The sequence below is a fragment of the Streptococcus sp. genome, from assembly GCF_032481935.1.
Taxonomy (GTDB): Bacteria; Bacillota; Bacilli; order Lactobacillales; family Streptococcaceae; genus Streptococcus.
This window is the reverse complement of the sequence record NZ_JAWERU010000002.1, coordinates 14,348-40,557: the sequence shown is the minus strand read 5'-3', so window position 1 is coordinate 40,557 and position 26,210 is coordinate 14,348. Positions and strand designations below refer to the sequence as shown.

General features: G+C 40.3%; 19 protein-coding genes. 4 read left to right on the top strand and 15 right to left on the bottom strand.

The features are described 5' to 3' along the window. Positions 1-70: 70 nt before the first annotated feature. Entirely contained in the window at positions 71-808 is a 738-nt protein-coding gene (gene mecA, locus E7C97_RS00625) for an adaptor protein MecA (RefSeq protein WP_316107610.1), read from the bottom strand. Between the two features lie 124 nt (positions 809-932). Between mecA and E7C97_RS00620 the strand changes: the two genes are divergently transcribed. Continuing rightward, positions 933-2,411, top strand: coding sequence for an oligosaccharide flippase family protein (locus tag E7C97_RS00620; protein WP_316107609.1), 1,479 nt, complete (start codon positions 933-935; stop codon positions 2,409-2,411). Between the two features lie 188 nt (positions 2,412-2,599). On the opposite strand, the gene E7C97_RS00615 is transcribed toward E7C97_RS00620, so the two are convergent. The 12 genes from E7C97_RS00615 to E7C97_RS00560 form a co-directional block, all read right to left on the bottom strand. Further along, positions 2,600-3,859 carry a TRZ/ATZ family protein gene (locus E7C97_RS00615; RefSeq protein WP_316107606.1) on the bottom strand — a complete coding sequence of 420 codons (1,260 nt, stop codon included), beginning with the start codon at positions 3,857-3,859 and terminating at the stop codon, positions 2,600-2,602. A gap of 277 nt (positions 3,860-4,136) precedes the next feature. Continuing rightward, positions 4,137-5,885: an ABC transporter ATP-binding protein gene (locus tag E7C97_RS00610; protein WP_316107604.1), complete on the bottom strand. Its 1,749-nt coding sequence runs from the start codon at positions 5,883-5,885 to the stop codon at positions 4,137-4,139. Between the two features lies 1 nt (position 5,886). Next, positions 5,887-7,611, bottom strand: a complete 1,725-nt coding sequence (locus tag E7C97_RS00605; RefSeq protein ID WP_316107602.1) for an ABC transporter ATP-binding protein — start codon at positions 7,609-7,611, stop codon at positions 5,887-5,889. 48 nt (positions 7,612-7,659) lie between these two features. Further along, positions 7,660-8,598 carry a peptide-methionine (R)-S-oxide reductase MsrB gene (gene msrB, locus E7C97_RS00600; protein ID WP_316107599.1) on the bottom strand — a complete coding sequence of 313 codons (939 nt, stop codon included), beginning with the start codon at positions 8,596-8,598 and terminating at the stop codon, positions 7,660-7,662. 277 nt (positions 8,599-8,875) lie between these two features. Beyond that, the gene (thrB, locus tag E7C97_RS00595; protein ID WP_316107597.1) at positions 8,876-9,745 is read right to left on the bottom strand and encodes a homoserine kinase; all 870 of its coding nucleotides are present in this window, start codon (positions 9,743-9,745) and stop codon (positions 8,876-8,878) included. 1 nt (position 9,746) lies between these two features. After that, the gene (locus E7C97_RS00590) at positions 9,747-11,033 is read right to left on the bottom strand and encodes a homoserine dehydrogenase (RefSeq protein ID WP_316107596.1); all 1,287 of its coding nucleotides are present in this window, start codon (positions 11,031-11,033) and stop codon (positions 9,747-9,749) included. A gap of 140 nt (positions 11,034-11,173) precedes the next feature. Beyond that, the gene (gene yaaA / locus E7C97_RS00585; RefSeq protein ID WP_316107595.1) at positions 11,174-11,896 is read right to left on the bottom strand and encodes a peroxide stress protein YaaA; all 723 of its coding nucleotides are present in this window, start codon (positions 11,894-11,896) and stop codon (positions 11,174-11,176) included. Positions 11,897-11,941: 45 nt separating this feature from the next. Continuing rightward, positions 11,942-12,352: a peptide deformylase gene (locus E7C97_RS00580; RefSeq protein WP_316107657.1), complete on the bottom strand. Its 411-nt coding sequence runs from the start codon at positions 12,350-12,352 to the stop codon at positions 11,942-11,944. 109 nt (positions 12,353-12,461) lie between these two features. Further along, complete coding sequence (locus tag E7C97_RS00575) at positions 12,462-15,146, bottom strand: cation-translocating P-type ATPase (RefSeq protein WP_316107594.1); 2,685 nt, start codon at positions 15,144-15,146, stop codon at positions 12,462-12,464. A gap of 190 nt (positions 15,147-15,336) precedes the next feature. Next, positions 15,337-16,305, bottom strand: coding sequence for a glycosyltransferase family 2 protein (locus E7C97_RS00570; RefSeq protein ID WP_316107593.1), 969 nt, complete (start codon positions 16,303-16,305; stop codon positions 15,337-15,339). Further along, positions 16,298-17,302, bottom strand: coding sequence for an acyltransferase family protein (locus tag E7C97_RS00565; protein ID WP_316107654.1), 1,005 nt, complete (start codon positions 17,300-17,302; stop codon positions 16,298-16,300). The genes E7C97_RS00570 and E7C97_RS00565 overlap by 8 nt, the downstream gene beginning before the upstream one ends. Before the next feature lie 28 nt (positions 17,303-17,330). Continuing rightward, on the bottom strand, positions 17,331-18,941 hold the full coding sequence (locus tag E7C97_RS00560; protein WP_316107592.1) for a hypothetical protein: 1,611 nt from the start codon (positions 18,939-18,941) through the stop codon (positions 17,331-17,333). A 156-nt stretch (positions 18,942-19,097) separates the two neighbouring features. Here E7C97_RS00560 and E7C97_RS00555 point away from each other — a divergent pair, with 156 nt between their 5' ends. Beyond that, a complete protein-coding gene (locus E7C97_RS00555) occupies positions 19,098-20,288 on the top strand; it encodes a cation diffusion facilitator family transporter (RefSeq protein WP_316107589.1) in 1,191 nt (396 codons plus the stop codon). Positions 20,289-20,328: 40 nt separating this feature from the next. Here the strand turns inward: E7C97_RS00555 and scrK are convergent, their stop codons facing one another. Next, complete coding sequence (scrK, locus tag E7C97_RS00550) at positions 20,329-21,216, bottom strand: fructokinase ScrK (protein ID WP_316107587.1); 888 nt, start codon at positions 21,214-21,216, stop codon at positions 20,329-20,331. A 307-nt stretch (positions 21,217-21,523) separates the two neighbouring features. Then, positions 21,524-23,407, bottom strand: coding sequence for a sucrose-specific PTS transporter subunit IIBC (locus E7C97_RS00545; protein WP_316107585.1), 1,884 nt, complete (start codon positions 23,405-23,407; stop codon positions 21,524-21,526). Between the two features lie 363 nt (positions 23,408-23,770). On the opposite strand from E7C97_RS00545, the gene E7C97_RS00540 reads away from it, so the two are divergent. Together E7C97_RS00540 and E7C97_RS00535 are read left to right on the top strand one after the other, a co-directional pair. After that, on the top strand, positions 23,771-25,225 hold the full coding sequence (locus tag E7C97_RS00540; protein ID WP_049509577.1) for a sucrose-6-phosphate hydrolase: 1,455 nt from the start codon (positions 23,771-23,773) through the stop codon (positions 25,223-25,225). Next, positions 25,206-26,171 (top strand): LacI family DNA-binding transcriptional regulator, encoded by a 966-nt coding sequence (locus tag E7C97_RS00535; RefSeq protein ID WP_000225981.1) that lies wholly within the window; start codon positions 25,206-25,208, stop codon positions 26,169-26,171. Before E7C97_RS00540 ends, E7C97_RS00535 begins: the two co-directional genes overlap by 20 nt. Positions 26,172-26,210: the final 39 nt, after the last annotated feature.

The following is a 26,210-nucleotide window of genomic DNA, read 5'->3' as shown; positions in this document are numbered from 1 at the left end:
ACTCCAATTTTACAAAAGTCTAAAATTTACAACGAAAACAGAGAAGTTCTCCTTCCCTGCTTTTTCTCTATTAAACTTTTTGGAGTCCTTGAACCGCATCATGATTGATGAGCACTTGACCATATTCTTGTAGAACCGAACGGCTGATATCACTATCATCCGCAAATTCGCGCATACGTGCCAACAACCAAGCTGGATAAAGGCTAGGTTGATCTTCTACATCAACTAAGACTGTCAAATAGTACTGATCATTCATCTTATAGAGTTCTGAAGTTTCCATTTGGTAGTCAACCGTTTGGGCAAAAGAAACCAAACTAGATAAATCGTCAAAACGTAAGATGTAGTAGATATAAGGCTCTCTTTTTCCTTCTTCTACTTCGAGGGCTTCATCAAGCGCTGCTTCTTCTTCCTTTTCAACCTGCTCTAAAGATTGAATAGCTTCAATATCATCTTTAGTTTTTTCTGCCATGGTTTTCTCCAAGGTTTTTAAAAACTCATCTGGAGACATTTTAGCCAACTCATCCATATCAGGAAGATCTGCCAAATCGTCAAAATCTAAATTATGGTCGATCTTAGATTTTGTCACAAAAACATCAACCTTGTCTGGCTTAGGTGTTACTCGGAAGCTGAGCATACCTGTATCCAAGAAGCTATCTGGCATCTCTAGCTCATCCAAGATTGCATAGAAAAATTCTTCTGTTTTCTCTTGTGGAACGAGAAAGTCTGCGATTTCCATCCCTCGATCCATCAAATCCTCTAAAGACATGGTGATCTTTAATGTCGTATCACTGATTTGTTTCATTTTCATAGTTCGTAACCTCATACTTTCAGTTCTATCTATTATACAAGATTTCACAGATTTTATCAAAAGAATGGCGTTGGAATGTGATATAATACTAGTATCTATTTTAGAATATAAGAAAGAAAATTTCATGAAAAATATAAAAGTTAATGCTTTGGCTAGCTTGCTGGTCAATATCTTAAATATCGTTTTTCCTTTGATTACTAATCCCTATCTAACGCGGATTCTTAGTAAATCCAATTACGGTTACTTCAACACTGCCAATACCTGGGCGAGCTTTGTCATTCCACTAGCTGCCTTTGGGATTTACAATTATGGGATTCGAGCTATTAGTAAGGTTAAGGATGATAAGAATAAGATCAATTATGTCTTTTCTAAGTTATTCTATATTTCCCTGATTACTTCAATTCTGACAACAGCTATCTATTTCCTCTTTATTCATTTTGATACTAGTATTGTCAATCTGAAAATCCTTTACTATATCCTTGGAATTCAAGCTCTCTTCCAATTTCTGAATATCGAGTGGATGAATGAAGCCTACGAGAATTATTCTTTTATCCTTTATAAAACACTGGTTATCCGAATTGGAATGTTAGTGGCTATCTTTGCCTTTGTCAAGACACCTGATGATATCGTCCCTTATGCTACAATCATGAGCGCGACAACCATTATCAACTATCTACTTAGCTTCCTCTGGATTAAACGAGAGGTTTCCTTTGTTAAGATTGAGTTCATCGAACTTCTCAAGTCATCTAAACCACTCTTAACCATGCTCCTTCTAGCAAATGCTAATATGCTCTATACCTTGCTAGACCGTATGTTCATCACTAAAGGACCTAATGAGAATTTTATCTCCTACTATACCATCGCCTCCAGTATCGTTATGCTGATCGCTAGTGTCCTCAGTGGAGCTATCAACGTTAGCATCCCACGACTTGGTTATTATCTAGGAAAAAAAGATTTTACTTCTTATAAAAATTTGGTCAATCAGGGCGCATCCCTCTTTTACTTCCTCATGATCCCAACCAGCATTGGCATCATGATTTTGGGTACCTATGCTACAGTTATCTACTCTTCTGAGAAATATCTAGAAGCAGGAATAGTAACAAGCATCTTTGCCTTTCGTACCATTATCTGGGCTATCGAATTAATCCTTGGAAAACAGATTATCTTTATTAATGACCATGAAAATCGTTTGACTGCTTTCTACTTTATCGGTGGCGGTGTCAATGTAGTCCTAAACTCACTACTCCTTTTCAATAATATCTTTAGTCCCGAATACTACATTGGAACAACCATTATAGCAGAATCAATCGTGGTACTGCTAGAAATTAGCTTTATTCAGAAGCACAAACTATTGGATTTGAAAGAGATTTTTACAACCTTGGCTCGCTACACAATCGTGTCTCTTGGTTTCATCCCAATTTATTATATTTTTAAAACCCTCTTCCAAGTTCATAGCTATGAAGTTACGATGAAGATGATTAGCATGGTTCTTTCTACAATCGCAGCTTGTGGCATCTATTACGCCATTACCCTCTTTATTATCAAAGATAAAACACTTCATTATGCGCTTGACTTAGTTCGTTCTAAGATTAAAAGAAGATAGAGGTCTTTATCCTTCTCAAAAGTGTTCAGATTAAATATTATACAACAAAAAGAAGACCTTGCGAGTCTTCTTTTTTCTATATATCATTCAGCATTACGGACAATAAATACTCACTCAATAAACTTGTTAGAGCATACGAAGTCAAGACAACACCGACCTAGCTTTAAAAAATTTAGAAAGAGTATCACTTACAAATCTACTGTTAGTACCTTCCCAGCTCTCACGACTTGCTCACCTGCAATGTAGACGTCATCAACATCACTGGATTTGACAGCATATACTAGGTGAGACAGTATGTTTTCTTGAGGTTGGAGATGGATTTTTCCTTGCGGTTGGATAACGAGAAAATCTGCTTGCTTGCCGACTTCTAGGCTACCAATCTCATCTTCCATTCCCAACACCTTAGCTCCTTCAATCGTCAGTGCCTTGAGAGCAGTTTCAATAGGAAATTGACTGGCATCACCGCTCTTCATTTTCTGTAAAAGGGCCGCCGTGCGTCCTTCCTCAAACATATCGAGGTTATTGTTAGAAGCAACTGAGTCCGTCGCGATACCAACTGGAACACCTGCTTTTTGTAATTGAATGATTGGTGCAATTCCCGAAGCTAGTTTGAGGTTGCTGATAGGATTGTGGGCGATAGCGACTTGCGAATCTGCCAAGCGGGTAATTTCTGCTTCATTTAACTCCACACCGTGGGCAAATACAGCCTGATGATCTAAATAGCCAAGTTCATCTAGAAAGGCTATTGGACGTTTGCCATAACGTTTCAGGATAATCCCTGACTCTTCTTTTGTTTCTGCCACATGAATATGAAGTGGAATATCTTCTTCTTTTGCTAGGTTCAAACTAGCCTCTAACAATTCTCGACTACAACTGTAGGGCGAATGAGGAGCCACCATAACCTTGAAATTGGGATCCTGATAGCCTTTTATTGTCCCGATGACAGCACGAGTTTTTGCTATAGTCTCATCTGTGGTCTCCATGTCTGAAGAAAAGAGAGTTGGAGAAAAATAGCAACGCATCTTGGATGCCTTGACTGCTTCATAAATCTTCTCTATCTCTACTCCATTCGGATTGTACATATCATCGAAAGTTGTCGTTCCTGACTGGAGCATCTCTGTTAGCGCCTCTTTGACGGCTTTTGTAGTCATCTCTGGTGTAAATTCTGCTTCTGCTGGCCAGATATAGTCTTCTAGCCATTCGTGGAGATTGCTATCATCACGAATCCCCCTCAAGCCTGTCATGGCAGAGTGGGTATGGCAGTTAACCAAACCAGGCATAATCCAAGCACCCTGATAGTCTATGATTTGATCTGCTTGCTTGAGAATTTCTTGATTTTCCTGACCGACATAGACGATTTGAGAATTTTCAAGAGCTAAGATACCATCCAGGTAGACATGAAAATCTTGGTCACAAGTCACGATATTTACATGCTGAAAGACTTTCATCAATAGGCTCCTTTTCTAAATTATACTCTTCGAAAATCAAATTCAAACCGCGTCAACGTCGCCTTGCCGTATATATGTTACTGACTTCGTCAGTTCTATCTAAAACCTCAAAGCAGTGCTTTGAGCAACCTGCGGCTAGTTTCCTAGTTTGCTCTTTGATTTTCATTGAGTATTAGCTTTCATACTAGATAATTTTTCTAGCTATTGTAACAAAAAAGTCACCCGAAGGCAACTTTTATTCTGTATTTGCTTATTTGCTTTATAAACGATTAAAAGTCTATTCTGGACTAAAAGCAGCTGCTTCTTGCATTTGATAATATTTACCTTTTCTAGCCATCAGTTCCTGATGATTGCCGTGCTCGACAATATCTCCATCCACCAAGACAAGAATCAAATCAGCATCCTGAATGGTTGACAAACGGTGAGCGATGATAAAGCTTGTCCGCCCCTTCATGAGTTTGGCAAAGGCATCCTGAACCAAGATCTCTGTCCGGGTATCGATGGATGAAGTCGCCTCATCTAAGATAAGAATCTTAGGAATGGCTAGAAAGACACGGGCAATGGTTAAAAGCTGAGCCTGACCAACAGACAAGGATTCACCAGCATTTTCAAGCTTAGTATCATAACCATGTGGCAACTGCTGGATAAAGAAGTCCGCATTAGCCGCCTTGGCTGCCGCAATGACCTGCTCTCGGCTAGCATCAGGATTGCCAAAGGCAATATTGTCATGAATGCTTCCTTGCTTGAGCCAAGTTTCTTGAAGAACCATCCCAAACTGCTGTCTCAATGATGATCGGGTATAGTCATAAATCGAATGACCATCTAGCAAAATATCTCCAGAGTTAATCGGATAAAAACGCATGAGGAGATTGATGAGGGTGGATTTCCCAGCACCCGTTGGTCCTACGATAGCAACCTTACTACCAGCTGGGATATCAATATACAAGTCCTTGATTAAGATTTTTTCAGGAGTGTAACCAAAAGAAACATGCTTAAAGGAAATAGCTCCCTTGACTTGGTCGCTGTTCAATTCTTTAAGACCAGTTTCTGTAATCTCAGGGCTTTCTAAAACTGCATAAACACGTTCAGCACAAGCTAGAGCACTTTGCAACTCAGCTAAGACTGATGAAATATCGTTAAAGGGCTTGGTATACTGCTGTACATAATTCAAAAAGGTCACTAAACGCCCAACTGTTAAAGTAGAACCCGCCATGATACGGAAGGCACCAACGCCAGCTAGTAGGGCATAAATGAGGGCATTGACGAAACGAGTCGAAGGATTGACTGTTGATGAATAAAAGATGGCCGACTGAGAATATCCTGCATAAGTATCGTTTGCCTCATGAAGTTTTTGGATAAATTCTTCTTGGGCATTGAAGGACTGGATAATGGTCTGTTGGGTGAGGGATTCTTCTATCAGCTGGGTTTGAATACCCCTAGACTCTGTCTGTTTTTGAAAAAGATGATAAGATCTCTTGGCAATAAAGCGTGAAATGACCATAGACAGAGGTGTTAAGAGCAGAACTAATAGAGTCATCAATAGATGGATTTGGAGCATAGCAAGGATGCTGACCAAAATCATCAGAACTCCGATGAAAAATTGGTTGAAAATCATGTTCAGTCCCGCTGCCAACTGCTCGATATCTGTCGTTACACGGCTGACCATTTCTCCACTACCTTGTCTATCTACAAGGGCAATCGGAAGACGATGGAGCTTTTGAATGATTTTTTCACGTAAATCTCTGGTATAGGAGAAAATCAGTCGATTATAGAGGAGAGGATTGGCCCATTGTACTAGTGTATTTCCTATGACCACCAAGATCATCTGGAGAAAAATCTGCCAAAATACCTGAGATGAGCCCGTCACTAAGACTTGGTCAATTACTTGTCCAATCAAGATTGGCAGATAAATTGATAAGGCAACCTGGGCGATGGTCCCCAAGAAAGCTAGAAAAAGGAGAACTGGATGACCAGCTAAATCTTTTGCCAAACGTTTGAGGGTTTGACTTGCATGTTTACCTTTCATTCTAGTCCTCCTTTCCATGTTGGGATGCATTGATTTCACGATAGACCTGACTAGATTTCATCAATTCCTCATGATTTCCAAGTGCTAATTGCTGACCTTTCTCTAAAAGAAGAATCTGCTCTGCAATCTTCAAGGTTGAAGTCCGTTGGGAAATCAAAATCAAACTAGTGTCAGGTAAGTTCTCCTGAATGGCCTTTAGAAGATTGGATTCAGTAATGGTATCAAGAGCTGACGTCGCATCATCCAATATGAGAAAAGGTGATTGATGCAAGACTGCTCGGGCGATAGACAAACGTTGTTTTTGCCCACCTGAAAAATTACGACCGCCTGCTTGAACCTCTGCGTCCAGCTGACCTTCCTTATCGCTGACAAAGTCCTTGGCCTGAGCAATTTCCAAGGCCTGCCAGAGTTCTTGGTCCGAGACAGGCTCTTCCATACCCAGAGTCAAATTAGAACGAATAGTCCCTTTAAAAAGTTCAACCTTTTGAGGGACATAGGCAATCCAAGACCGCCATTGAGCCAGATTTTGAGGACTATTCCCAGCCTGATAGAGGGCCACTGTTCCTTTATCTGGTTTGTACAAACCAAGTAAAACCTGTACCAAGGTTGACTTACCAGAACCAGTTCCTCCGATAATTCCAAGAATTTCTCCTTGCTGCATATCAAAAGAAATATCCCTTAGCGAAGGTTGAGCTGCATCTGGATAAGTAAAGGTCAAGTGACTAACTTGTAAAACTCGATGTCCAGATACTTTTCCTACATGAATCTCAGAATGAATATCTTCAGGTTTTTCAGCGAAGACTTCCTCAATGCGCTTAGCTGATATATAAGACTGGTTGAGTGAATTAATCAGCATGGCTAGTTTAATCAACTCTACCAAGATCTGTAATAGATAGTTGATTAGAGCAATCAAGGCACCCTGACTGAGCCAGCCTCCCTGAATAGAAATATAACCATTCCAGATAATCACCAGCAAAGTTCCGTTGACAATCAAATAGGTCAAGGGTGTCAAGAGACTAGACCAGTAGCCTGTTTTCATTTGGATAGCCATATAGACTTGGTTTAGTACTTGAAAATGTTCAATTTCTCGTTTTTCTTGGCCAAAAGCACGAATCACACGCATCCCTTGTATCTGTTGGCGTGTTTCCTGAACCAGCTGGTCTGTTTTCTTTCTCAAACTGCTGTATAGAGGATTGACCAAGCGTGATAACACGACAATGACAAAGGTCAAAATGGCAACCATGACCAAGAACCAGAAGGTCAATTCAGGCGAGAGACGATAGGCCATAAAAATGGCACCAAAAACAATAATAGGCGCCCTTAAAAATAAGCGCAAGAATTGATTGATTCCTGTCTGAATCTGATAGGTATCTGAAGTCAAACGCGTCACCAAACTCGAAGTCGTCAAACGGTCTCTGCTATCCTTGGGGAGCGAGAGAATATGACGATAGAGGTCATTGGTCAACTCCTTGGTAAAGCCAACAGCTGCCTTGGCTGAGTAAAACTGAGCAACTAAGGCAACTAGGACACCGATGACCGCAAACACAAATAGGAGACCCATTTGCATCCACAGGTGATCTTTGTCTCCTTGGGGGATAGATTGGTCGACAATCCCAGCTATCACCATGGGAACCAAGAGTTCAAAAACGGCTTCTAGTAGCTTAAACAAGGGCGCTAGAAATGACTCCTTGAGGTAGGGTTTAAAGTAAGAAAGTAATTGTTTCATATGTCCCTTCTATTCCAACATGAAGAAGGTGGAAAACCCACCATCTTTTTACTTGTTCAAATATGGAAGCAGGTAGCCATAACCAGCCTCTTCCATTTCATCCTTAGCAATGAATCGTAAGGATGCAGAATTGATACAATAGCGTAAACCACCTAGTTCACGAGGGCCATCTGTAAATACGTGCCCCAAATGAGCATTCCCTGAACGTGAACGGACTTCGATTCGCTCCATACCGTGACTCAAGTCTTGGTAGTAATGAATCAGTTCCTTGGAAATAGGACGGCTAAAACTTGGCCAACCACATCCTGAGGCAAACTTATCCTTGGCAAAGAAGAGGGGCTCACCAGTCGTGATATCGACATAAATTCCTTCCTCAAAAGTTTGGTCATAAGCATTGCTAAAAGGAGCTTCCGTCGCAGCCTCTTGGGTAACTCGGTAGGATTCCTCAGATAGTTTTTCTTTTAGCACTGCCTGACTTGGTTTTTCATAGTTAGCAGCATCTATCAGTGGTTTCTCTGCATCTCTCACATCGATATGGCAATAGCCACCAGGATTTTTCTTGAGATAGTCTTGATGATAATCTTCAGCTAAGATGTAATGACGTAGTTTCTCCACTTCAACTGCTATCTTGCGACCAAGCATGCGTTCCTGCTCTTGGACAAGGGCATAGATTGTCGGTAAATCCTCTTCATATTGATAATAAATCCCTGTGCGGTATTGACGACCACGGTCATTCCCTTGTTGGTTGACAGAAAGGGGATCGATAACTCGGAAATAATAGAGTAAAATATCACGGAGCGACACTGCCTTTTCATCATAAATAACTTGAACAGTCTCTGCGTGATCTGTTTCTTTGATCAGTTGATAATTGGTGGTTTCTACCTGACCATTGGCATAACCAACACTGGTTTGCAACACTCCAGAAATACGTGAAAAGTACTCTTCCAAGCCCCAAAAACAACCACCTGCTAGATATATTTCTGCCATTTCAAATCCTCCTTGACCGTCTATCGGTCGATAAACACGGGAAACATTTCATACTCTTCGTAAATCTCTTCAAACCACGTCAGCTTCGCCTTGCCGTAGATATATGTAACTGACATCGTCAGTCTTATCTACAACCTCAAAGCAGTGCTTTGAGCAACCTGCAGCTCGCTTCCTAGTTTGCTCTTTGATTTTCATTGAGTATCAGTTCCCACGTTTCATTTTCAAAAAAAGGACAGGAAGCCTTCTAATAGAAAGTTTCCCCATCCTATTGTTCTGTTTATTTTGCTTCGACGCGAACACCTTGTGTATCTACTTGCAAATCATGAAGCTTGCCTTTGAAAGGTTGCTTTTCAAGTTCTGCCTTAATCTTAGGCATCTTGTCAGGATCAGCCAAGACCATAACAGTCGGACCAGCACCAGACAAGTAGGTCGCATAAGCACCATTTCTCTTGGCAACTTTCTTGATGGTCGCAAATTCTCGTACCAGTTCTTGACGGTAACGCTCGTGAAAGAGGTCGCTCTCGATGGCTTGACCTGCTTTGACCATATCTCCGGTCAGAAGGGCTGCAATAGCCACATTGGCGATTGAACTTGCCGCAACGGCTTCCTTGTAAGATAGTTTCTTAGGCAAGACACCACGACTATCTCGAGTACGCAATTCATAATTTGGAATGTAGGCTAGAAAGGCACACTCTGGAAAAGGCGCCACAACTGCTGAAACCTGACCTTCGACCGAACTAGCAATTACGAGATTTCCATAGATAGCAGGTGCAACATTATCAGGATGTCCTTCAATCTTAGTTGCCAATTGCAACTTCTCGTGATCCGTTAATTTTAGGTTCCCTAATTGATTTGCCAGCTCAATTCCTGCAACGATGACTGAACTAGAAGAACCTAGTCCACGCGCAAGTGGAATATCACTAATCATTTTCAGACGTCTTGGTTGTAGGTCTGGAGCAATTTGTAAAGCAATCTTCAGCAAAAGATTACGTTCGTCACGTGGAATCCATTTGCCTAGTTGATGCTCAATCATCCATTCTTCACGTTCCTCACAAACCTGAATTTCTAGATACTTAGTTACAGCTACACCAACCGAGTCAAAACCAGGACCCACATTGGCACTTGTAGCAGGTACAATAATCTTCATCTTAGTCTCCTAAAACCTTGAAGGTGTTGAGAAGTTCAAATTCAGCTACACCCTTCAAAGCTGCTGTAATATTTTCAAGCTGTGCCTTGTTGATTTTATGAGTGATAATGACAACACGAGCCTTGCCTTCTTGCTTACCATCTTGAAGGATTTGCTTGAAGGAAATATCTTCTGCGTTAAAGAGTTCAGCCAATTTCAAGACTTGACCTTTTGAGTCTGGAGCCAAGATTGAGAAATAGTAGTTGGCTTTGACATCTTCTGGCTGAGCCAAAACAAGGTCACGATGATATTCGTTGAAGGCTTTTCCAATTGTACCGTCATTCAAACGACGAACGATACGAACGATATCAGCTACGACACTCGTCGCAGTTGGTTTTTGTCCGGCACCTGGTCCGTAGTACATAGATTCACCGATACCAATAGACTCCACAAAGACTGCATTCATGACACCATTGACACTTGCAAGTGGGTGAGCCTTAGGAAGGAAGGTTGGTGTAACCTCAGCAGCGATTCCAGATGGTGTTTCTTCGATAGAACCTACTAATTTAACCACATACCCAAGATCTTGGGCAACTGCCACATCCTCTGGAGTGATGTTGCGGATTCCTTGATGAGCCACATCTTCAAATTTGACATTCATCCCAAATGCAAACTGGCTGAGGATGACCATCTTGTATGCTGCATCAATCCCATCAACGTCATTTGTAGGATCACTTTCAGCAAAGCCAAGTCGTTGAGCTTCAGCAAGGGCGTCAGCGTAAGACCAGCCTTCTTCTACCATTTTGGTCATCATGAAGTTTGATGTGCCATTGACAACACCAAGAACACGTGTGATTTTGTCTGATGCTAGTGAGTTAACCAAGGTACGAAGGATTGGAATTCCTCCCGCAACAGCTGCTTCATAGTAAAGAGCAACATTATGAGCTTTGGCAATCTCAAGTAATTCTGCACCATGAACAGCCAAAAGGTCCTTGTTGGCTGTCACAACGTGCTTCCCTGCTTCTAAAGCACGAGTGATAAATGTTTTAGCAGGTTCGATACGTCCCATCAACTCAACAACGATCGTGATGTCTTTGTCTGACAAGATTTCGTCAATATTTGTTACAAAATTAAAATCATTTCCTGCCTCAAGCAAGCGTGCTTTCTCTTCATCGTCTTTGACCAAAACCTTGGCTACTTCAATTTCTGAATGTGCTGCTTGAACAATTTTTTCTCCATTTTCCTTTAGTAAGAATGGCACACCACTGGCTACTGTACCAAATCCAAGTAAAGCAATCTTAACTGACATATTTGTCTCCTCGAAATTTTCTAATAGTCCTATTATACCAAAATTGTGAGAAAATTCCTACCATTCTGAACTAAAAATAGGAGCGTCAAATCATAAAAAAGCCTGCCCTGATACAACCTAGGACAGACTCTATTTTCAATCTATTTCACAAAAGCCAATTCCTTGCCAGTAGACAGGTCTTCTCGATAGTGGAAACCTGCAAAGCTGAGCTTTTTGATTTCTTCTACCGAAGTCACCTGATTTTCCATCAAGGCTGTTAAGAAACCACCTCTAGCTTTCTTTGAAATGGTTGAGTGGACTTTAAGTTTTCCATCTCTGTCTTCCATAAACTTAAAGGTCAACATTTTCTCTCGGATTTCTTTTGGAAAGACATTTTCAAACTCTGAAGACAAGAGTGAAAAGATGCAATCTTCCTCCTTCACCGACTCTTCATAGGCCACCTGCCAATGATTTTTTAGGCTTTTCCCAGCAACTTTGAGCTTCATCAAAAAGTCCAGTCTGTGGGGAGCAATGGGGGCAAAGGCCGGGATCACACCATAGAGAGCTGATGTTATCATGAGGTGTTTCTCCAGATAGGCTTGTTCAGCCTTGCTTAGATTGTCCCTTTTGATGTTGCGATACATAAGTCCATCAAAGAGTTGCAAAGCAGGATAAGAGTTTACAGTTCCATTTTTTAAAGCTTGGATGCGTTCATACTCTTCTTGTGCTTTTTCAGCAGAAATTTTATAAAAATTTTCCAGTTCTTGAGCAGAATATCTAGCTAATTCATCTAGAACAGCCTGACTCTCAGGAGACAAAGGTTCTGCCTCTAAACTAGGGATTTCAGTGTTCATTTCTTTTGCAGTTGGGATTAGAATTTTCATAGTCTTAGTGTAGCATATTTTTCTAGGAGCACCAAGGATTTGAGCCTAAATAATACGACCTTCCAAATGATCGAGTTCATGCTGACAGATCTGAGCCGGAAAACCTGTCAAAGTAATAGTCTGCTCTTTCCAATGAATATCTCTGTAGGATACGGTAATTTTTTCATACCTGGTTGTCGGTCTCACACCCGTCAGAGACAAACATCCTTCCTCGGTCTCGTAAGGCCCTTCAAAAGACTTGAGAACGGGATTAAACATGACCATGGGAATCATGCCAATATTAAAAATAATCACTCGCTTTTGCACCCCAATCATATTGGCCGCTAGTCCAACACAGGTCTCACGATTGGCCTGTAGAGTATCCTGCAAATCCTTTGCTAGGGGTAAATCTTCCTGACTAGCAGGCTGGGATACCTGCGACAAAAACAAGATATCTTTTACTATTTTCTTTTCCAAGATTCTTTCCTCCATGCGATATCATTCTCCTTGATTATAGCATAAAATCTTTGTCAGTTTACCTTTATATACAAACAAAAAGCCATCCGAAGATGACTTTTCATAATGCTTAAATAGCGTTTTTATCTTTTCCAAGTGCTCGTTGGACTGCTTTAACAATCTCAACAAGGACTACAATCATGAGCGCTCCAACAGCGACCACCATCCATTGAGTCAAGCTCAAGTTTGAAACGTGGAAGAGATTATTAAATCCAGGAACCAAAATTGTCACCACAAAGAGGACGAAGGCAACTGGGATAGACCAGTTAAAGGTCTTGTTGGTAAAGAGTCCCACTTTAAAGATAGATTGGTAAACCGACTTAACGTTAAAGGCATGGAGCAATTGGATCAAACCGAGAGTTGCAAAAGCCATGGTAAGGGCATCCGCATGAATTTCAGTATGACTTTGGTGCTCTGGGAAGAGAAGAGCCCAAGCATAAACACCTAGAACGAGCATAGTTTGGAAGATTCCTTGATAAATGATTGCTCCGAAGACACCACCATCAAAGAAGTTAGACTTACGCCCACGAGGTTTGTGAGTCATGACGCCTGGTTCAGCTGGTTCCACACCAAGGGCGATGGCTGGTAGCGTATCTGTTACCAGGTTAATCCATAGCAAATGCACTGGTTGAAGCACATCCCAACCTAACAAGGTTGCAAAGAAGATGGTGAAAACTTCAGCCATATTAGCAGACAAGAGGTATTGGATTGATTTTTGGATATTTGAGAAGACCTTACGTCCTTCTTCTACCGCTACGATAATGGTTGCAAAGTTATCATCAGCAAGGACCATATCCGAAGCTCCCTTAGAAACTTCTGTACCTGTAATCCCCATACCTATACCAATATCCGCTGTCTTAAGTGATGGTGCATCGTTGACCCCATCACCCGTCATAGCGACAACCTTGCCTTCATTTTGCCATGCTTTCACGATACGAACCTTGTGCTCAGGCGATACACGCGCGTAAACAGAGTATTGCTTGAAGACTTTTTGGAATTCTTCATCAGTGAGTTCATTTAACTCAGCACCAGTGAAGACATGGTCTTCTGTATCATTTGGATCGATGATACCGAGACGTTTAGCGATAGCTTCCGCTGTATCTTGGTGGTCACCAGTGATCATAATCGGACGGATACCCGCTTCCTTAGCAACACGAACAGCTTCTGCAGCCTCTGGGCGCTCAGGGTCAATCATTCCGACCAAACCAGAGAAGATGAGGTCAGATTCAACAATTTCAGATTCCAAGGTTGGAATTTCATGACTTGTCTTATAAGCCATCATCAAGACACGAAGAGCTTGTTTGGCCAATTCTTTGTTGGTTGCAAGGATAGCATTTTTATCTTCTTCTGTGATTGGGCGAACTTCCCCATTGACTTCGATACGAGTCACGCGCTTGAGCAATTGGTCAGGCGCACCCTTGACAGCGATAAAGTAAGAACCGTCTGCTTCCTTATGAATGGTAGACATGAGTTTACGGTCTGAGTCAAATGGCAATTCAGCTACACGTGGCTCATCCTTCAAGACTTCACGAACATCAAAGTTGTGGTCCAAACCAAACTGTACAAGAGCTGTCTCCGTTGGGTCCCCAATCAGCTTGCCAGACGGGTCCACCTTGGTATCATTGGCAAAGTTCATGATACGAAGGGTATTGTTGCTAGTCGCAATTTCAGCAGCTGAGCTTTGCAATTGACCGTTGGTATAAACTTTTTCAACCGTCATTTGGTTCATGGTCAAAGTACCTGTTTTATCAGATGCAATGATTTCTGTTGAACCAAGCGTTTCAACCGCTGGCAATTTACGGACGATTGAATTACGTTTTGCAAGGGTTGTAGTTCCCAAAGATAGAACGATAGTTACAATGGCAGGAAGCCCTTCTGGAATAGCCGCTACTGCAAGGGCAACCGCCACCATCAAGCCTTCTAATGGATGTTCTCCACGAACAAAGACACCAACCAAGAAGGTAATTACTGCAATCACAATGATTAAGTAAGTCAAGGCCTTAGATAATTGTTCCAAGCTTTGCTTCAATGGTGTCTCTGTCTCGTCGGCATTAGCCAACATATCTGCAATCTTACCAACTTCTGTATACATACCAGTATTGGTTACGACACCGATACCACGACCGTATGTTACGTTTGAGTTTTGGTAACCCATGTTAACACGATCCCCGATACCAGCATCTGCTTCAACAAGTCCTGTCACATCTTTTTCAACTGGGACAGACTCCCCTGTAAGAGCTGCTTCTTCGATTTTAAGAGAAGCTGCTTCAAACAAACGCATATCTGCAGGCACGACATCTCCCGCTTCAAGCAAGACGATGTCCCCAGGCACCAATTCTTTTGAGTCAATCTCAATCACATGACCATCACGACGAACACGAGCCATTGGGCTAGACATATTTTTCAGAGCTTCAATGGCTGCTTCTGCTTGCCCTTCTTGGTAAACCCCAAAGGCAGCATTCAAGACTACAACAGCCAAGATGATAATGGCATCCGTTAGACCGTCCATTCCTTCTGTAATCACAGAAAGTGCCGCTGCCGCAAGCAAGATGATAATCATCAAATCCTTAAATTGATCAAGGAATTTAGCTAGTAGGCTACGTTTCTCGCCCTCTTCTAACTCATTACGACCATAAGTCGCTAGTCGTTCTTGAGCTTGAGCAGTTGACAAACCTTCGATAGATGAGTCCAAGTTCTTTAGGACTTCTTCTGAGGTTTGTGTGTAAAACAAGTCTTTATTTTGTTCTTTTGACAAAACAGTCTCCTCCTTTTTGGCCTCTTTTTACAAAAAAAGAGACCTGTTTTTTAAAAAAACAAGTCTCGCTGTTTAATATAGTGCCGGAAATAATTCGTAATGACGACACTATCGCGGTTAACCGCCAGCTACTCCCTTGAGTAGTTCTATTATATCAGAATTTCAAAAGTTTTCAAGTTTTGAGGTGGGGTTACTCATCACTCTCATCATAGGTGCGGTTGCTAATAATATATCTTGGACGTTGTTTCGTTTCTAGATAGATTTTTCCGATATATTCCCCAATTACACCAAGACTAATGAGTTGAACCCCGCCAAGTAAGCTTACAATGGCGTAGGTACTGGCCCATCCAGCTACTACATTACCAGCAAATTTGCTCCACAAAACCCAGATGATCAACAAAAAACTAAAAAGTGAAGTCATAACTCCCAAGCTAGTAATCAAGCGAATAGGTTTAATAGATAGGCTAGTAATACCATCCATTGCTAGACCAAGCATTTTAGAAAGTGGATAGTGACTTTCTCCAGCAATTCGTTCATGACGTTTATAAGTCACGTAAGAATACTTAAATCCTACAAGAGGCATAATACCTCGAAGAAATAAGTTAACTTCTTTAAATTTAGCAAGTTCATGAATAAAACGTTTGGAGACTAAACGATAGTCAGCATGATTAAAAACGACATCTGCTCCAAATAAATGCATCACCTTATAGAATCCCTCTGCTGTAATACGTTTAAAAGCCGAATCTGTCTCTCGGTTATCACGAACGCCGTAAACAATTTCTGAACCTGACTTATATTCAGCAATCATCTGATTCATACAATCAATATCATCTTGACCATCTGCATCAATGGTAATCACGATATCCGCAAATTCTGCAGCTTCGTACATCCCAGCAAGAACACTACTTTGATGACCACGGTTTCGACTTTGAGAAATACCTACTACATATGGATTCGATGAAGCATATTCTTGGATAAGTTCCCAAGTTTTATCCTTACTGCCGTCATTCACATACATGACCTTACTATTTGGATGAACCTCTCGATTTTTTACCAATTCCTCAATTTTCCCAACAAACATCGGATTGGTATGAGGTAACACTTGCTCCTCGTTATAACATGGTATCACGATATATAAAATCGGATTATTTCTACTCATTTTTGACTCCTAACCTTTTAATTCCAAAGGGAAAGTTTGTCCCTCTAAATACTCTGACAATCAATTCACACCCTACCAAAGTCAATATTGTCACAACACTTGTTGTAACGTAGCCATTCACAAAAATACCGGTGTATCTAGTAGATAATTGTAAAACTAATTTTTCTACCAATACTAAAACAATCGGGGCATGGACACCATAGTAAATCAAGGTTCTTTGACCGATTGATTTCAAGAGAGTCATTTCAGGAATTGACTTAAAGAATATGAGGGTGGACCATATACCTGAAATTGTAGCAATGTAAAACAAGAGATGGTTTCCAATCTGTTGATAGTAAAGATCAACAATCTGTTTCCCACTCCAATGATAGTTCAACCTACCAACAAATATAGTTAGCAATAAGGCAAGTGGCAAATAATAAATTGCAAAAAACTTTTCCATCTGCGCTAAATATTTTCTCACTCCGACACCTAAGAGTGTAAAGATAATGGCTACAGGGACCAGGTCAATATTCCAGATAAGATAAAAATTCCAAGCATAGATTTTTTGTCCCAAAACGACTAAAAATAAGAGTGATACACTAATCAAAAGCCATTGGATAGTGGTCCATTTTTTTCTGAGAATAAAGTAACTAAAAACATGTGCTAAAAACATGACATTCAGAAACCATAACTGAAAATAAACATGCAAGCGGTCTGACAACAATAACTGTTTAGTAAAATGAATAAGATTAAAACTAAACACTTGTTCAGGATACATGACAAAGAGTTGAAAGAGAAAAACAAAAATATTCAGGCAAAAAAAGGGAACGACCAAACTTTTCACCTTGCTAAGAAAATATTCCTTAAATGTTTTGTATTTAGTGACATTTAAAGTAAAACCTGACAAGAAGAAAAATAAGGGGATATGAAAAACATAGAGGAGTATTTTTGCACGAAGAGGCACAAAACTGCTATGCCCTATAATAACAAGTATAATCGCTAGCCCCTTAGCCATATCTAAGTAACCTATGCGCTTTTTCATCCTATCTCCCTTCTCCTGTTCTTAGTCGATAAAGATTCATATCAGAAGTGACCACCTCAACTTCTTCAAAATAAACATCTTTCTGGTAATGTTCTTTCATTATTTTCTTGACTTGATCCATCTTTCCTGAAGAGGGTGACCAAAAGAATAGGATATTCTCCTTATCGATAGCAGAAGAAAGAAGATTACTAGGCTCCTCAACATTATACTTTTTCATTAATTGATAATAATGTGGCGAAAAAGTTTGCCAGTTACCTAAGGTTGTTGTATTTTCAATCAACTGATCAGGCTTCCTTCTAATCGTAGCCAAGCTCGGTTGAGAATTGACAAGTGTTCCATAACCGCCAAAAACAAGCAATTTATCAGAATGTTTTTCCACTACATCATGATACTCTGATACCATGGATGATTGAATGATTGGGAACCAGTAAAGTTCTTGTCCCACACTATTTACCCAGGCCATACTCGCCAGCATTCCTACAAGTTGTAGACTATAAAAAATTCCTCTTTTTTTCAACAGTTTACGCTTATTGTAAAATAAGGGCGCATAGTAGACGAAAAAGATTAAAAAGCTAACGATAATCGGGATATAAACACGTTCTACTACTCTCTGCCTAACAAATAGTGCACCGATTAGTACAAATGGAACAAGCGGGAGTACCCAGCCATAGACTTTCTTAGGCTTGAAGAACAAAAACCAGCCAACCATAACAAGAAGAAAGGTTGTCAAAATAATGTTTTGGAAATAATCTTTCACCATCTGAAATACATTAAAGGAGTACTTCTCAGAGAAAGAACGTACGGATTGAATTTTTGTTAACAGCTCATTGTTCAAAGCATCTTTTTCTGCAAACAACCAGTAGGTTGAAGCAGATAAGTCGTTTTCACTGACCCCCAGTTCCTGAAATTCCTTGGCATGCTTCTCATAATCAATTGCAGGGAAATCTCTCAAATTGGTACTTAGAGTATTCCAATTTAGGTATTCTTGAACATCTGGTCTCATTAAGGTATAAATTTTATTGGAAGCAAAGATAAGTAAAATGACAGCAGATAACAAGAATAATTCTTTTTTCTTTTTTCCTTTGATGACTTCAAAAGCTAGGAAGGGGAGCAAAAGCAATAATAAACTAGCAATAATTTGCGGCCTAATCGATAACCCTATTACAGACAAAAGCATTCCCGTTAGGTATTTTCTATCAAATAATAATAGTATAGCTGCTGTCGATAACAAGTAAGCAATTACTGAAAACGAGAAATACTTCATTAAAACCATTTGAAGTAAAATTACTAAGGGAAGTAAGAAATAATATTTCTTTCTAAAAAAGAACTCCAAATAGATGCTAAAACTCAAGCAAAAACTGATAGCTAAAAAAATAAAATAAATATTCCAATTTGTATATAATTGTTGAAGAAATACTAAAGCAGATGATAACAAAATTCCAATATAGGGAAGCAACATATTATCACCAGATAATATGGTTTGATTAACCATGATATCATCAACCACTGGATAATCAAACCCCTTAACTACTCTATAGCCATAAAAAATAAGAAATGGTAGCAACAGCAAACCAATTCGAATCACTCTATCAATGATTTGTTTATGATTCATTAAAAACTCTTTCTAAAATAAATATTACCTTATCATTCTATCATATTTCAAAATAAAAATCTGTTGATTTCTGAATAAATACCCTAATAGCCATTTGAATTTTCCTTGGAAAACCAGTATAATGAAAGAATACTAAAATGCTAGAAGGGAAGTTAGATGAATCAATCGGTTTCAAACTTAAAATTGGCTGAGCGTGGTGCCATTATCAGCATTTTGACCTATCTATTCTTGTCTGCAGCTAAGCTAGCAACTGGCCACCTCCTCCATTCATCCAGTTTGGTGGCCGATGGTTTTAACAACGTTTCAGATATCGTCGGAAACGTGGCCCTTCTAATCGGGATTCGTTTGGCTCGCCAACCGGCAGATAGAGATCATCGCTTCGGCCACTGGAAAATAGAGGACTTGGCAAGTCTCATCACTTCCATCATCATGTTTTACGTTGGTTTTGATGTTCTACGGGACACCATTCAAAAGATACTCAGCCGAGAGCAAACGGTCATTGACCCACTTGGGGCGACTCTGGGAATCATCTCTGCTATCATCATGTTTGCCGTTTATCTCTACAATACCCATCTGAGCAAGCAAGCTAAGTCCAAAGCTCTCAAGACAGCAGCCAAGGACAATTTGTCAGATGCTGTGACTTCTCTTGGAACTTCTATTGCTATCCTGGCTAGTAGCTTTAACTATCCAATCGTGGATAAGTTGGTTGCGATTATCATTACCTTCTTTATTCTTAAAACTGCTTATGATATCTTTATCGAGTCATCCTTCAGCCTTTCTGATGGTTTTGATGAACACTTGCTCGAAGATTACCAAAAAGCTATCATGGAAATTCCTAAGATTAGCAAGGTCAAATCTCAACGCGGTCGTACTTACGGAAGCAATATCTATCTGGACATTACTCTCGAGATGAATCCAGACCTCTCTGTTTTTGAAAGCCACGAAATTGCCGATCAGGTCGAATCCATGTTATCAGAACGCTTTGGTGTCTTTGACACCGATATCCACATTGAACCAGCACCGATTCCTGAGGATGAAATTCTTGATAATGTCTATAAAAAATTGCTCATGAGAGAGCAACTGATCGACCAAGGAAATCAATTGGAAGAATTACTGGCCGAAGATTTCATTTATATTCGCCAAGACGGACTAGAACTAGACAAGGAAGCCTATAAGGAGGAAAAAGAATTAACCTCTGCTATCAAGGAACTTCACTTGACGTCCATTAGTCAGAAGACAAAACTCATCCGCTATCAGATTGGTGACACCATCCATACAAGTATCTGGCGCAGACATGAAACTTGGCAAAATATATTCCATCAGGAAACGAAAATTGAAAAAGACTAAAGAAAGAGGCCGGGATAAATCTCGACCTCATTTTTTATACTTATTTTGCTACGCTCTTAGCAAGAACGAAGTTTCCAAGTGTAGCTGAACCATTACCTGCAACAGCTGGTGTTACGATATAGTCACGCACATCCGGAACTGGTAGGTAACCATTGAGCAAGGATGTGAATTTCTCACGCACACGGTCAAGCATGTGTTGTTGGGCCATAACACCACCACCAAATACGATGACATCTGGACGGAAGGTTACAGTTGCATTTACAGCTGCTTGAGCGATATAGTAGGCTTGAACATCCCATACAGAACTGTTGAGTTCGATGTTTTCACCACGAATTCCTGTACGAGCTTCTAAACTTGGACCAGCCGCAAAACCTTCTAAACAGCCCTTGTGGAAAGGACAAACACCGTTAAATTCTTTCTCCTCATCCATTGGGTGTTTTGCTACATAGTAGTGTCCCATCTCAGGGTGTCCAACACCACCGATAAATTCACCACGTTGGATAACACCAGCTCCAATACCTGTACCGATTGTGTAGTAAACCAAGTTTTCAATACGTCCGCCAGCATTGTTGCGAGCAACAACTTCACCGTAGGCAGAACTGTTTACGTCTGTTGTGAAATACATTGGTACATTTAGAGCACGGCGGAGAGCACCAAGCAAGTCAACATTTGCCCAGTGAGGTTTTGGTGTAGTTGTGATAAAACCGTAAGTTTTTGAATTTTTGTCGATATCAATTGGACCAAATGAACCAATTGCAAGACCTGCAAGATTATCAAATTTTGAAAAGAACTCGATAGTTTTATCGATTGTCTCGATAGGAGTTGTTGTTGGAAATTGTACTTTTTCTACAACGTTAAAGTTTTCATCACCGACAGCACAGACAAATTTTGTACCGCCCGCTTCCAAGCTTCCATATAATTTTGTCATGATAAACCTCTAGTTTTTATTTTCTCTATTATAGCATATTTCCAGGAGGAAAGTTGCTCAATATTTTAGTTTTTCCTCTGTAAATTTTACGATTCAATCAAAAACGAACAAACATAACATTTGTTCGTTTTTTGATCTATTAAATCGAAAGTAGTGTACTCAATGAAAATCAAAGAACAAACTAGGAATCGAGCTGCAGGTTGCTCAAAGTACAGCTTTGAGGTTGTAGATAGAACTGACGAAGTCAGTAACACATACATACGGCAAAGCGAGTATGACGCAGTTTGAATTTGATTTTCGAAGAGTATTAAGCTTTAACTTCGATGATTGCATCACCCTTAGCAACTGATCCAGAAGCAACTGGATTTACTGAAGCAAAGTCTGCAGTGTTTGTCACGATAACCATAGTTGTGTTATCAAGTCCTGCAGCAGCAATCTTAGCTGAGTCAAATGTTCCAAGAACATCTCCAGCTTTAACCTTGTCACCTTGGGAAACTTTATGGTTGAAGCCTTCACCGTTCATTGAAACAGTGTCGATACCAACGTGGATCAAGATTTCAGCTCCGTTTGCTGTTTTCAAACCATAAGCATGCCCTGTTGGGAAGACGATTGTCACTTCTGCATCAGCTGGTGCATAGACAACATCTTGGTTAGGTTTCACAGCGATCCCTTGTCCCATAGCTCCACTTGAGAAAACTGGGTCGTTCACATCAGCAAGAGCTACAACGTCACCAACGATTGGAGTTTGGATGACACCTTCGCTAGGAGCAACAATAGTACCAGTTACCGCTTCGTCAACCAAACGTTCAGTTGTAGTTTCTGAAGCTACTTCTGCTTCATCTTCATAACCAAACATGTAAGTAAGAGCAAAACCAAGAGCAAATGATACAGCTACCATAAGAAGGTATTGTGGAAGTTGTCCGTTACCAATGTAGAGCATTGTACCAGGGATGATTGTGATACCATTACCAGTACCAGCAAGCCCAAGGATAGATGCCAATCCACCACCGATAGCACCAGCGATCAATGAAAGGAAGAATGGTTTACGGAAACGCAAGTTAACCCCGAAGATAGCAGGCTCTGTAATACCAAGGAAGGCAGAAAGAGCAGCAGGGAAAGCAAGTGTTTTAAGTTTAGGATTTTTAGTTTTTACACCAACGGCTACTGTTGCAGCACCTTGAGCAGTCATGGCAGCTGTGATGATAGCGTTGAATGGGTTGACATGGTCAGCAGCAAGCAATTGAACTTCAAGCAAGTTGAAGATGTGGTGAACACCTGATACGACGATAACTTGGTGAACTCCACCAATCAAGAAACCACCAAGACCGAATGGCAAGTTAAGAATAGCTTTTGTTCCAAGAAGGATGTAGTTTTCAACAACGTGGAAGACTGGTCCGATGATAAACAAACCAAGAATTGACATTACGAGAAGTGTTACGAATGGTGTTACCAAGAGATCAAGTACATCTGGAACCACTTTACGAACAGCTTTTTCAAACTTAGCTCCGACAACCCCGATGATGAAGGCTGGAAGAACTGAACCTTGCAAACCAACAACTGGGATAAATCCGAAGAAGTTCATCGCAGTCACTTCACCACCAGAAGCAACAGCCCAAGCATTTGGAAGCGAACCAGATACCAGCATCATACCAAGAACGATACCAACAGCTGGGTTACCACCGAATACACGGAAGGTTGACCAAACGACCAAACCTGGCAAGATGATAAAGGCTGTGTCAGTCAAAATTTGAGTGTAAGTTGTCACATCTTCTGGAAGTGTCATTCCAAGAGCATTCAAGAGACCACGAACTCCCATGAAAAGACCAGTTGCTACGATAACTGGAATGATTGGAACGAAGACGTCACCGAAAGTACGGATGGCACGTTGGAACCAATTTCCTTGTTTAGCAGCTTCTGCTTTCATTTCAGCTTTTGTTGAAGTTGGCAAACCAAGAGCTACGACTTCATCGTACATCTTGTTTACTGTACCAGTACCAAAGATGATTTGGTATTGACCTGAGTTAAAGAAAGCACCTTGAACTTTTTCCAAGCTCTCGATAGCATCTTTGTTAATTTTCGCTTCATCTTTAACCATAACGCGAAGACGAGTCGCACAGTGAGCTACACTATTAACGTTCTCACGTCCACCTAAGGCTTCGATGACTTTTTTTGCAATTTCTGTATTCGTCATTTGCAAAAATCTCCTTATAAAAAATTTGTAAAATGTTTGAAAGCGATTTTATCCGCCCTACGAATATTATTCTATCACGTTTAAAAAATATGTCAAGCGTTTTGCAGAAAAAATTTTGCTAATTTTTATTTTTTGATTGTTTTTGCTATTTTTTCATCAATACAGCAATAAATACCCTATAAACTCAAGGTTTTTACTTTTAAATTTTCAAAAACTTTCATTTTTTCATTATTTTCATAAAATAGTGCTTCTACATTCTGTCAAACGTTTGACATTTTTTTCGTTAATTTAGTGTAAAAGACTTGCTTTTTTATAAGGAAACGTTTACTATAAAGATAGTAGAATTTTATGGAGGAAATAGAAATGGAATGGACTACCGAGCGTCGTTATAGACGCTATGAAGATTGGACACAAGAAGAAAGAAAAGAAATCCAAGAAAAGATGGCGCAATCCCCATGGCATGTCAGCTATCACATTGAACCAAAGGAAGGACTTCTCAACGATCCAAACGGTTTTTCTTATTTTGATGGTAAGTGGGTTGTCTTTTACCAAAACTTCCCCTTTGGTGCAGCTCATGGTTTAAAATCTTGGGTTCAGCTTGAAAGTGACGATTTGGTGCACTTTACTGAAACAGGTGTTAAAATCTTGCCTGATACTCCACTGGATAGCCACGGCGCTTACTCAGGATCTGCTATGCAGTTTGGTGATCAATTGTTCCTTTTCTATACAGGAAATGTCCGTGATGAAAATTGGGTTCGCCACCCTTATCAGATTGGTGCCTTGATGGATAAGGATGGAAATATTAAAAAGATTGATAAGGTCTTGATTGATCAGCCTGCTGATGCTACTGACCACTTTCGCGATCCACAGATTTTTAACTTTAAAGGACAATACTACGCAATCGTTGGTGGACAAGACTTGGAGAAAAAAGGTTTTGTCCGTCTCTACAAAGCGGTCGATAATGATTATACAAACTGGCAAGAAGTTGGCGAGTTGGACTTCAACAATGACCGCACTGCCTATATGATGGAGTGCCCAAATCTTGTCTTTGTCGGAGAACAACCTGTCCTTCTCTACTGTCCACAAGGTTTGGACAAAAAGGTCCTTGACTATGACAATATCTATCCAAATATGTATAAAATTGGTGCTTCCTTCGATCCTGAAAATGCTCGTTTGGTAGATGTGTCTGAACTACACAATCTAGACTATGGTTTCGAAGCATACGCTACTCAGGCCTTCAATGCGCCTGATGGACGTGCTCTGGCAGTTAGTTGGCTTGGTTTGCCAGATGTGTCTTATCCATCTGATCGTTTTGATCACCAAGGGACTTTCTCATTGGTCAAGGAACTTACCATTAAAGATGGCAAACTCTATCAGTATCCTGTAGCTGCTATCAAAGAACTCCGTGCTTCAGAAGAGGAATTTTCAAATCGTTCTAAAACTAAAAACACCTACGAGCTTGAGCTTAACTTAGAAGCTGATAGTCAAAGTGAAATCGTTCTTCTTGCTGATAAAGATGGCAAAGGACTCTCTATCAATTTCGACCTTGTCAATGGTCAAGTTACCGTTGACCGCAGTCAAGCAGGTGAGCAATATGCTCAAGAATTTGGAACTACTCGCTCATGTTCAATCGACAACCAAGCTACTACTGTAAATATCTTCATCGATAATTCAGTCTTTGAAATTTTCATCAATAAAGGAGAAAAAGTATTTTCTGGTCGTGTCTTCCCTCATGAAGATCAAAATGGAATCCTCATTAAATCTGGAAACCCAACTGGAACTTACTACGAATTAGAATATGGTCGCAAAACTAACTGATGTCGCAAAATTAGCTGGCGTCAGCCCTACTACCGTTTCACGTGTCATCAATAAAAAGGGATATCTGTCTGAAAAAACCATTCAAAAGGTCAATGAGGCCATGCGAGAGTTGGGCTATAAACCTAACAACCTTGCTCGTAGCCTCCAAGGAAAATCAGCCAAGTTAATTGGGTTGATTTTCCCAAAAATCAGCCATGTTTTCTATGCTGAATTGATTGACAAATTGGAACACGAACTCTTCAAAAAAGGCTACAAGACAATCATCTGTAACAGTGAGCACGATTCGGAAAAAGAACGTGAGTATCTTGAAATGCTAGAAGCTAATCAAGTGGACGGCATTATCTCTGGTAGCCATAACTTAGGGATTGAGGACTACAATCGCGTAACGGCTCCTATCATTTCTTTTGACCGAAACCTATCACCAGACATTCCTGTCGTTTCTTCTGATAACTATGCTGGTGGAGTCCTTGCAGCTCAAACCTTGGCTAAAACTGGAGCCAAGTCTGTCATTATGATTACAGGTAATGACAACTCCAATTCACCAACTGGACTTCGCCATGCAGGATTTGCTTCTATCTTCCCAAAAGCTCCCATTATCAATATTTCCAGTGACTTTTCACCCCTCCGCAAGGAAATGGAAATCAAAAGTATCCTGACCAAACAAAAACCAGATGCTATTTTCGCATCGGATGATTTGACTGCCATCTTGGTAATGAAGATTGCTCAGGAACTTGGTATCTCTGTTCCAGAACAACTTAAGGTTATTGGTTATGATGGAACTTATTTTATCGAGAATTTCTACCCTCACCTCACTACCATTAAACAACCTTTGGAAGAAATTGCTCGCCTGACAGTTGATTTACTACTTCAAAAAATCGAAGGAAAAGAAGTTGCCACAACCGGTTATTTCTTACCAGTCAGCCTCTTACCAGGTAAAAGTATTTAATCCTCTTCGAAAATCTCTTCAAACCACGTCAGCTTCCAT

Excerpts from the sequence above, each read along its gene's own strand:
- mecA (WP_316107610.1), bottom strand. The coding sequence starts at position 808 with ATGAAAATGAAACAAATCAGTGATACGACATTAAAGATCACCATGTCT.
- E7C97_RS00620 (WP_316107609.1), top strand. The coding sequence starts at position 933 with ATGAAAAATATAAAAGTTAATGCTTTGGCTAGCTTGCTGGTCAATATC.
- E7C97_RS00615 (WP_316107606.1), bottom strand. The coding sequence starts at position 3,859 with ATGAAAGTCTTTCAGCATGTAAATATCGTGACTTGTGACCAAGATTTT.
- E7C97_RS00610 (WP_316107604.1), bottom strand. The coding sequence starts at position 5,885 with ATGAAAGGTAAACATGCAAGTCAAACCCTCAAACGTTTGGCAAAAGAT.
- E7C97_RS00605 (WP_316107602.1), bottom strand. The coding sequence starts at position 7,611 with ATGAAACAATTACTTTCTTACTTTAAACCCTACCTCAAGGAGTCATTT.
- msrB (WP_316107599.1), bottom strand. The coding sequence starts at position 8,598 with ATGGCAGAAATATATCTAGCAGGTGGTTGTTTTTGGGGCTTGGAAGAG.
- thrB (WP_316107597.1), bottom strand. The coding sequence starts at position 9,745 with ATGAAGATTATTGTACCTGCTACAAGTGCCAATGTGGGTCCTGGTTTT.
- E7C97_RS00590 (WP_316107596.1), bottom strand. The coding sequence starts at position 11,033 with ATGTCAGTTAAGATTGCTTTACTTGGATTTGGTACAGTAGCCAGTGGT.
- yaaA (WP_316107595.1), bottom strand. The coding sequence starts at position 11,896 with ATGAAAATTCTAATCCCAACTGCAAAAGAAATGAACACTGAAATCCCT.
- E7C97_RS00570 (WP_316107593.1), bottom strand. The coding sequence starts at position 16,305 with ATGAGTAGAAATAATCCGATTTTATATATCGTGATACCATGTTATAAC.
- E7C97_RS00565 (WP_316107654.1), bottom strand. The coding sequence starts at position 17,302 with ATGGCTAAGGGGCTAGCGATTATACTTGTTATTATAGGGCATAGCAGT.
- E7C97_RS00560 (WP_316107592.1), bottom strand. The coding sequence starts at position 18,941 with ATGAATCATAAACAAATCATTGATAGAGTGATTCGAATTGGTTTGCTG.
- E7C97_RS00555 (WP_316107589.1), top strand. The coding sequence starts at position 19,098 with ATGAATCAATCGGTTTCAAACTTAAAATTGGCTGAGCGTGGTGCCATT.
- scrK (WP_316107587.1), bottom strand. The coding sequence starts at position 21,216 with ATGACAAAATTATATGGAAGCTTGGAAGCGGGCGGTACAAAATTTGTC.
- E7C97_RS00545 (WP_316107585.1), bottom strand. The coding sequence starts at position 23,407 with ATGACGAATACAGAAATTGCAAAAAAAGTCATCGAAGCCTTAGGTGGA.
- E7C97_RS00540 (WP_049509577.1), top strand. The coding sequence starts at position 23,771 with ATGGAATGGACTACCGAGCGTCGTTATAGACGCTATGAAGATTGGACA.
- E7C97_RS00535 (WP_000225981.1), top strand. The coding sequence starts at position 25,206 with ATGGTCGCAAAACTAACTGATGTCGCAAAATTAGCTGGCGTCAGCCCT.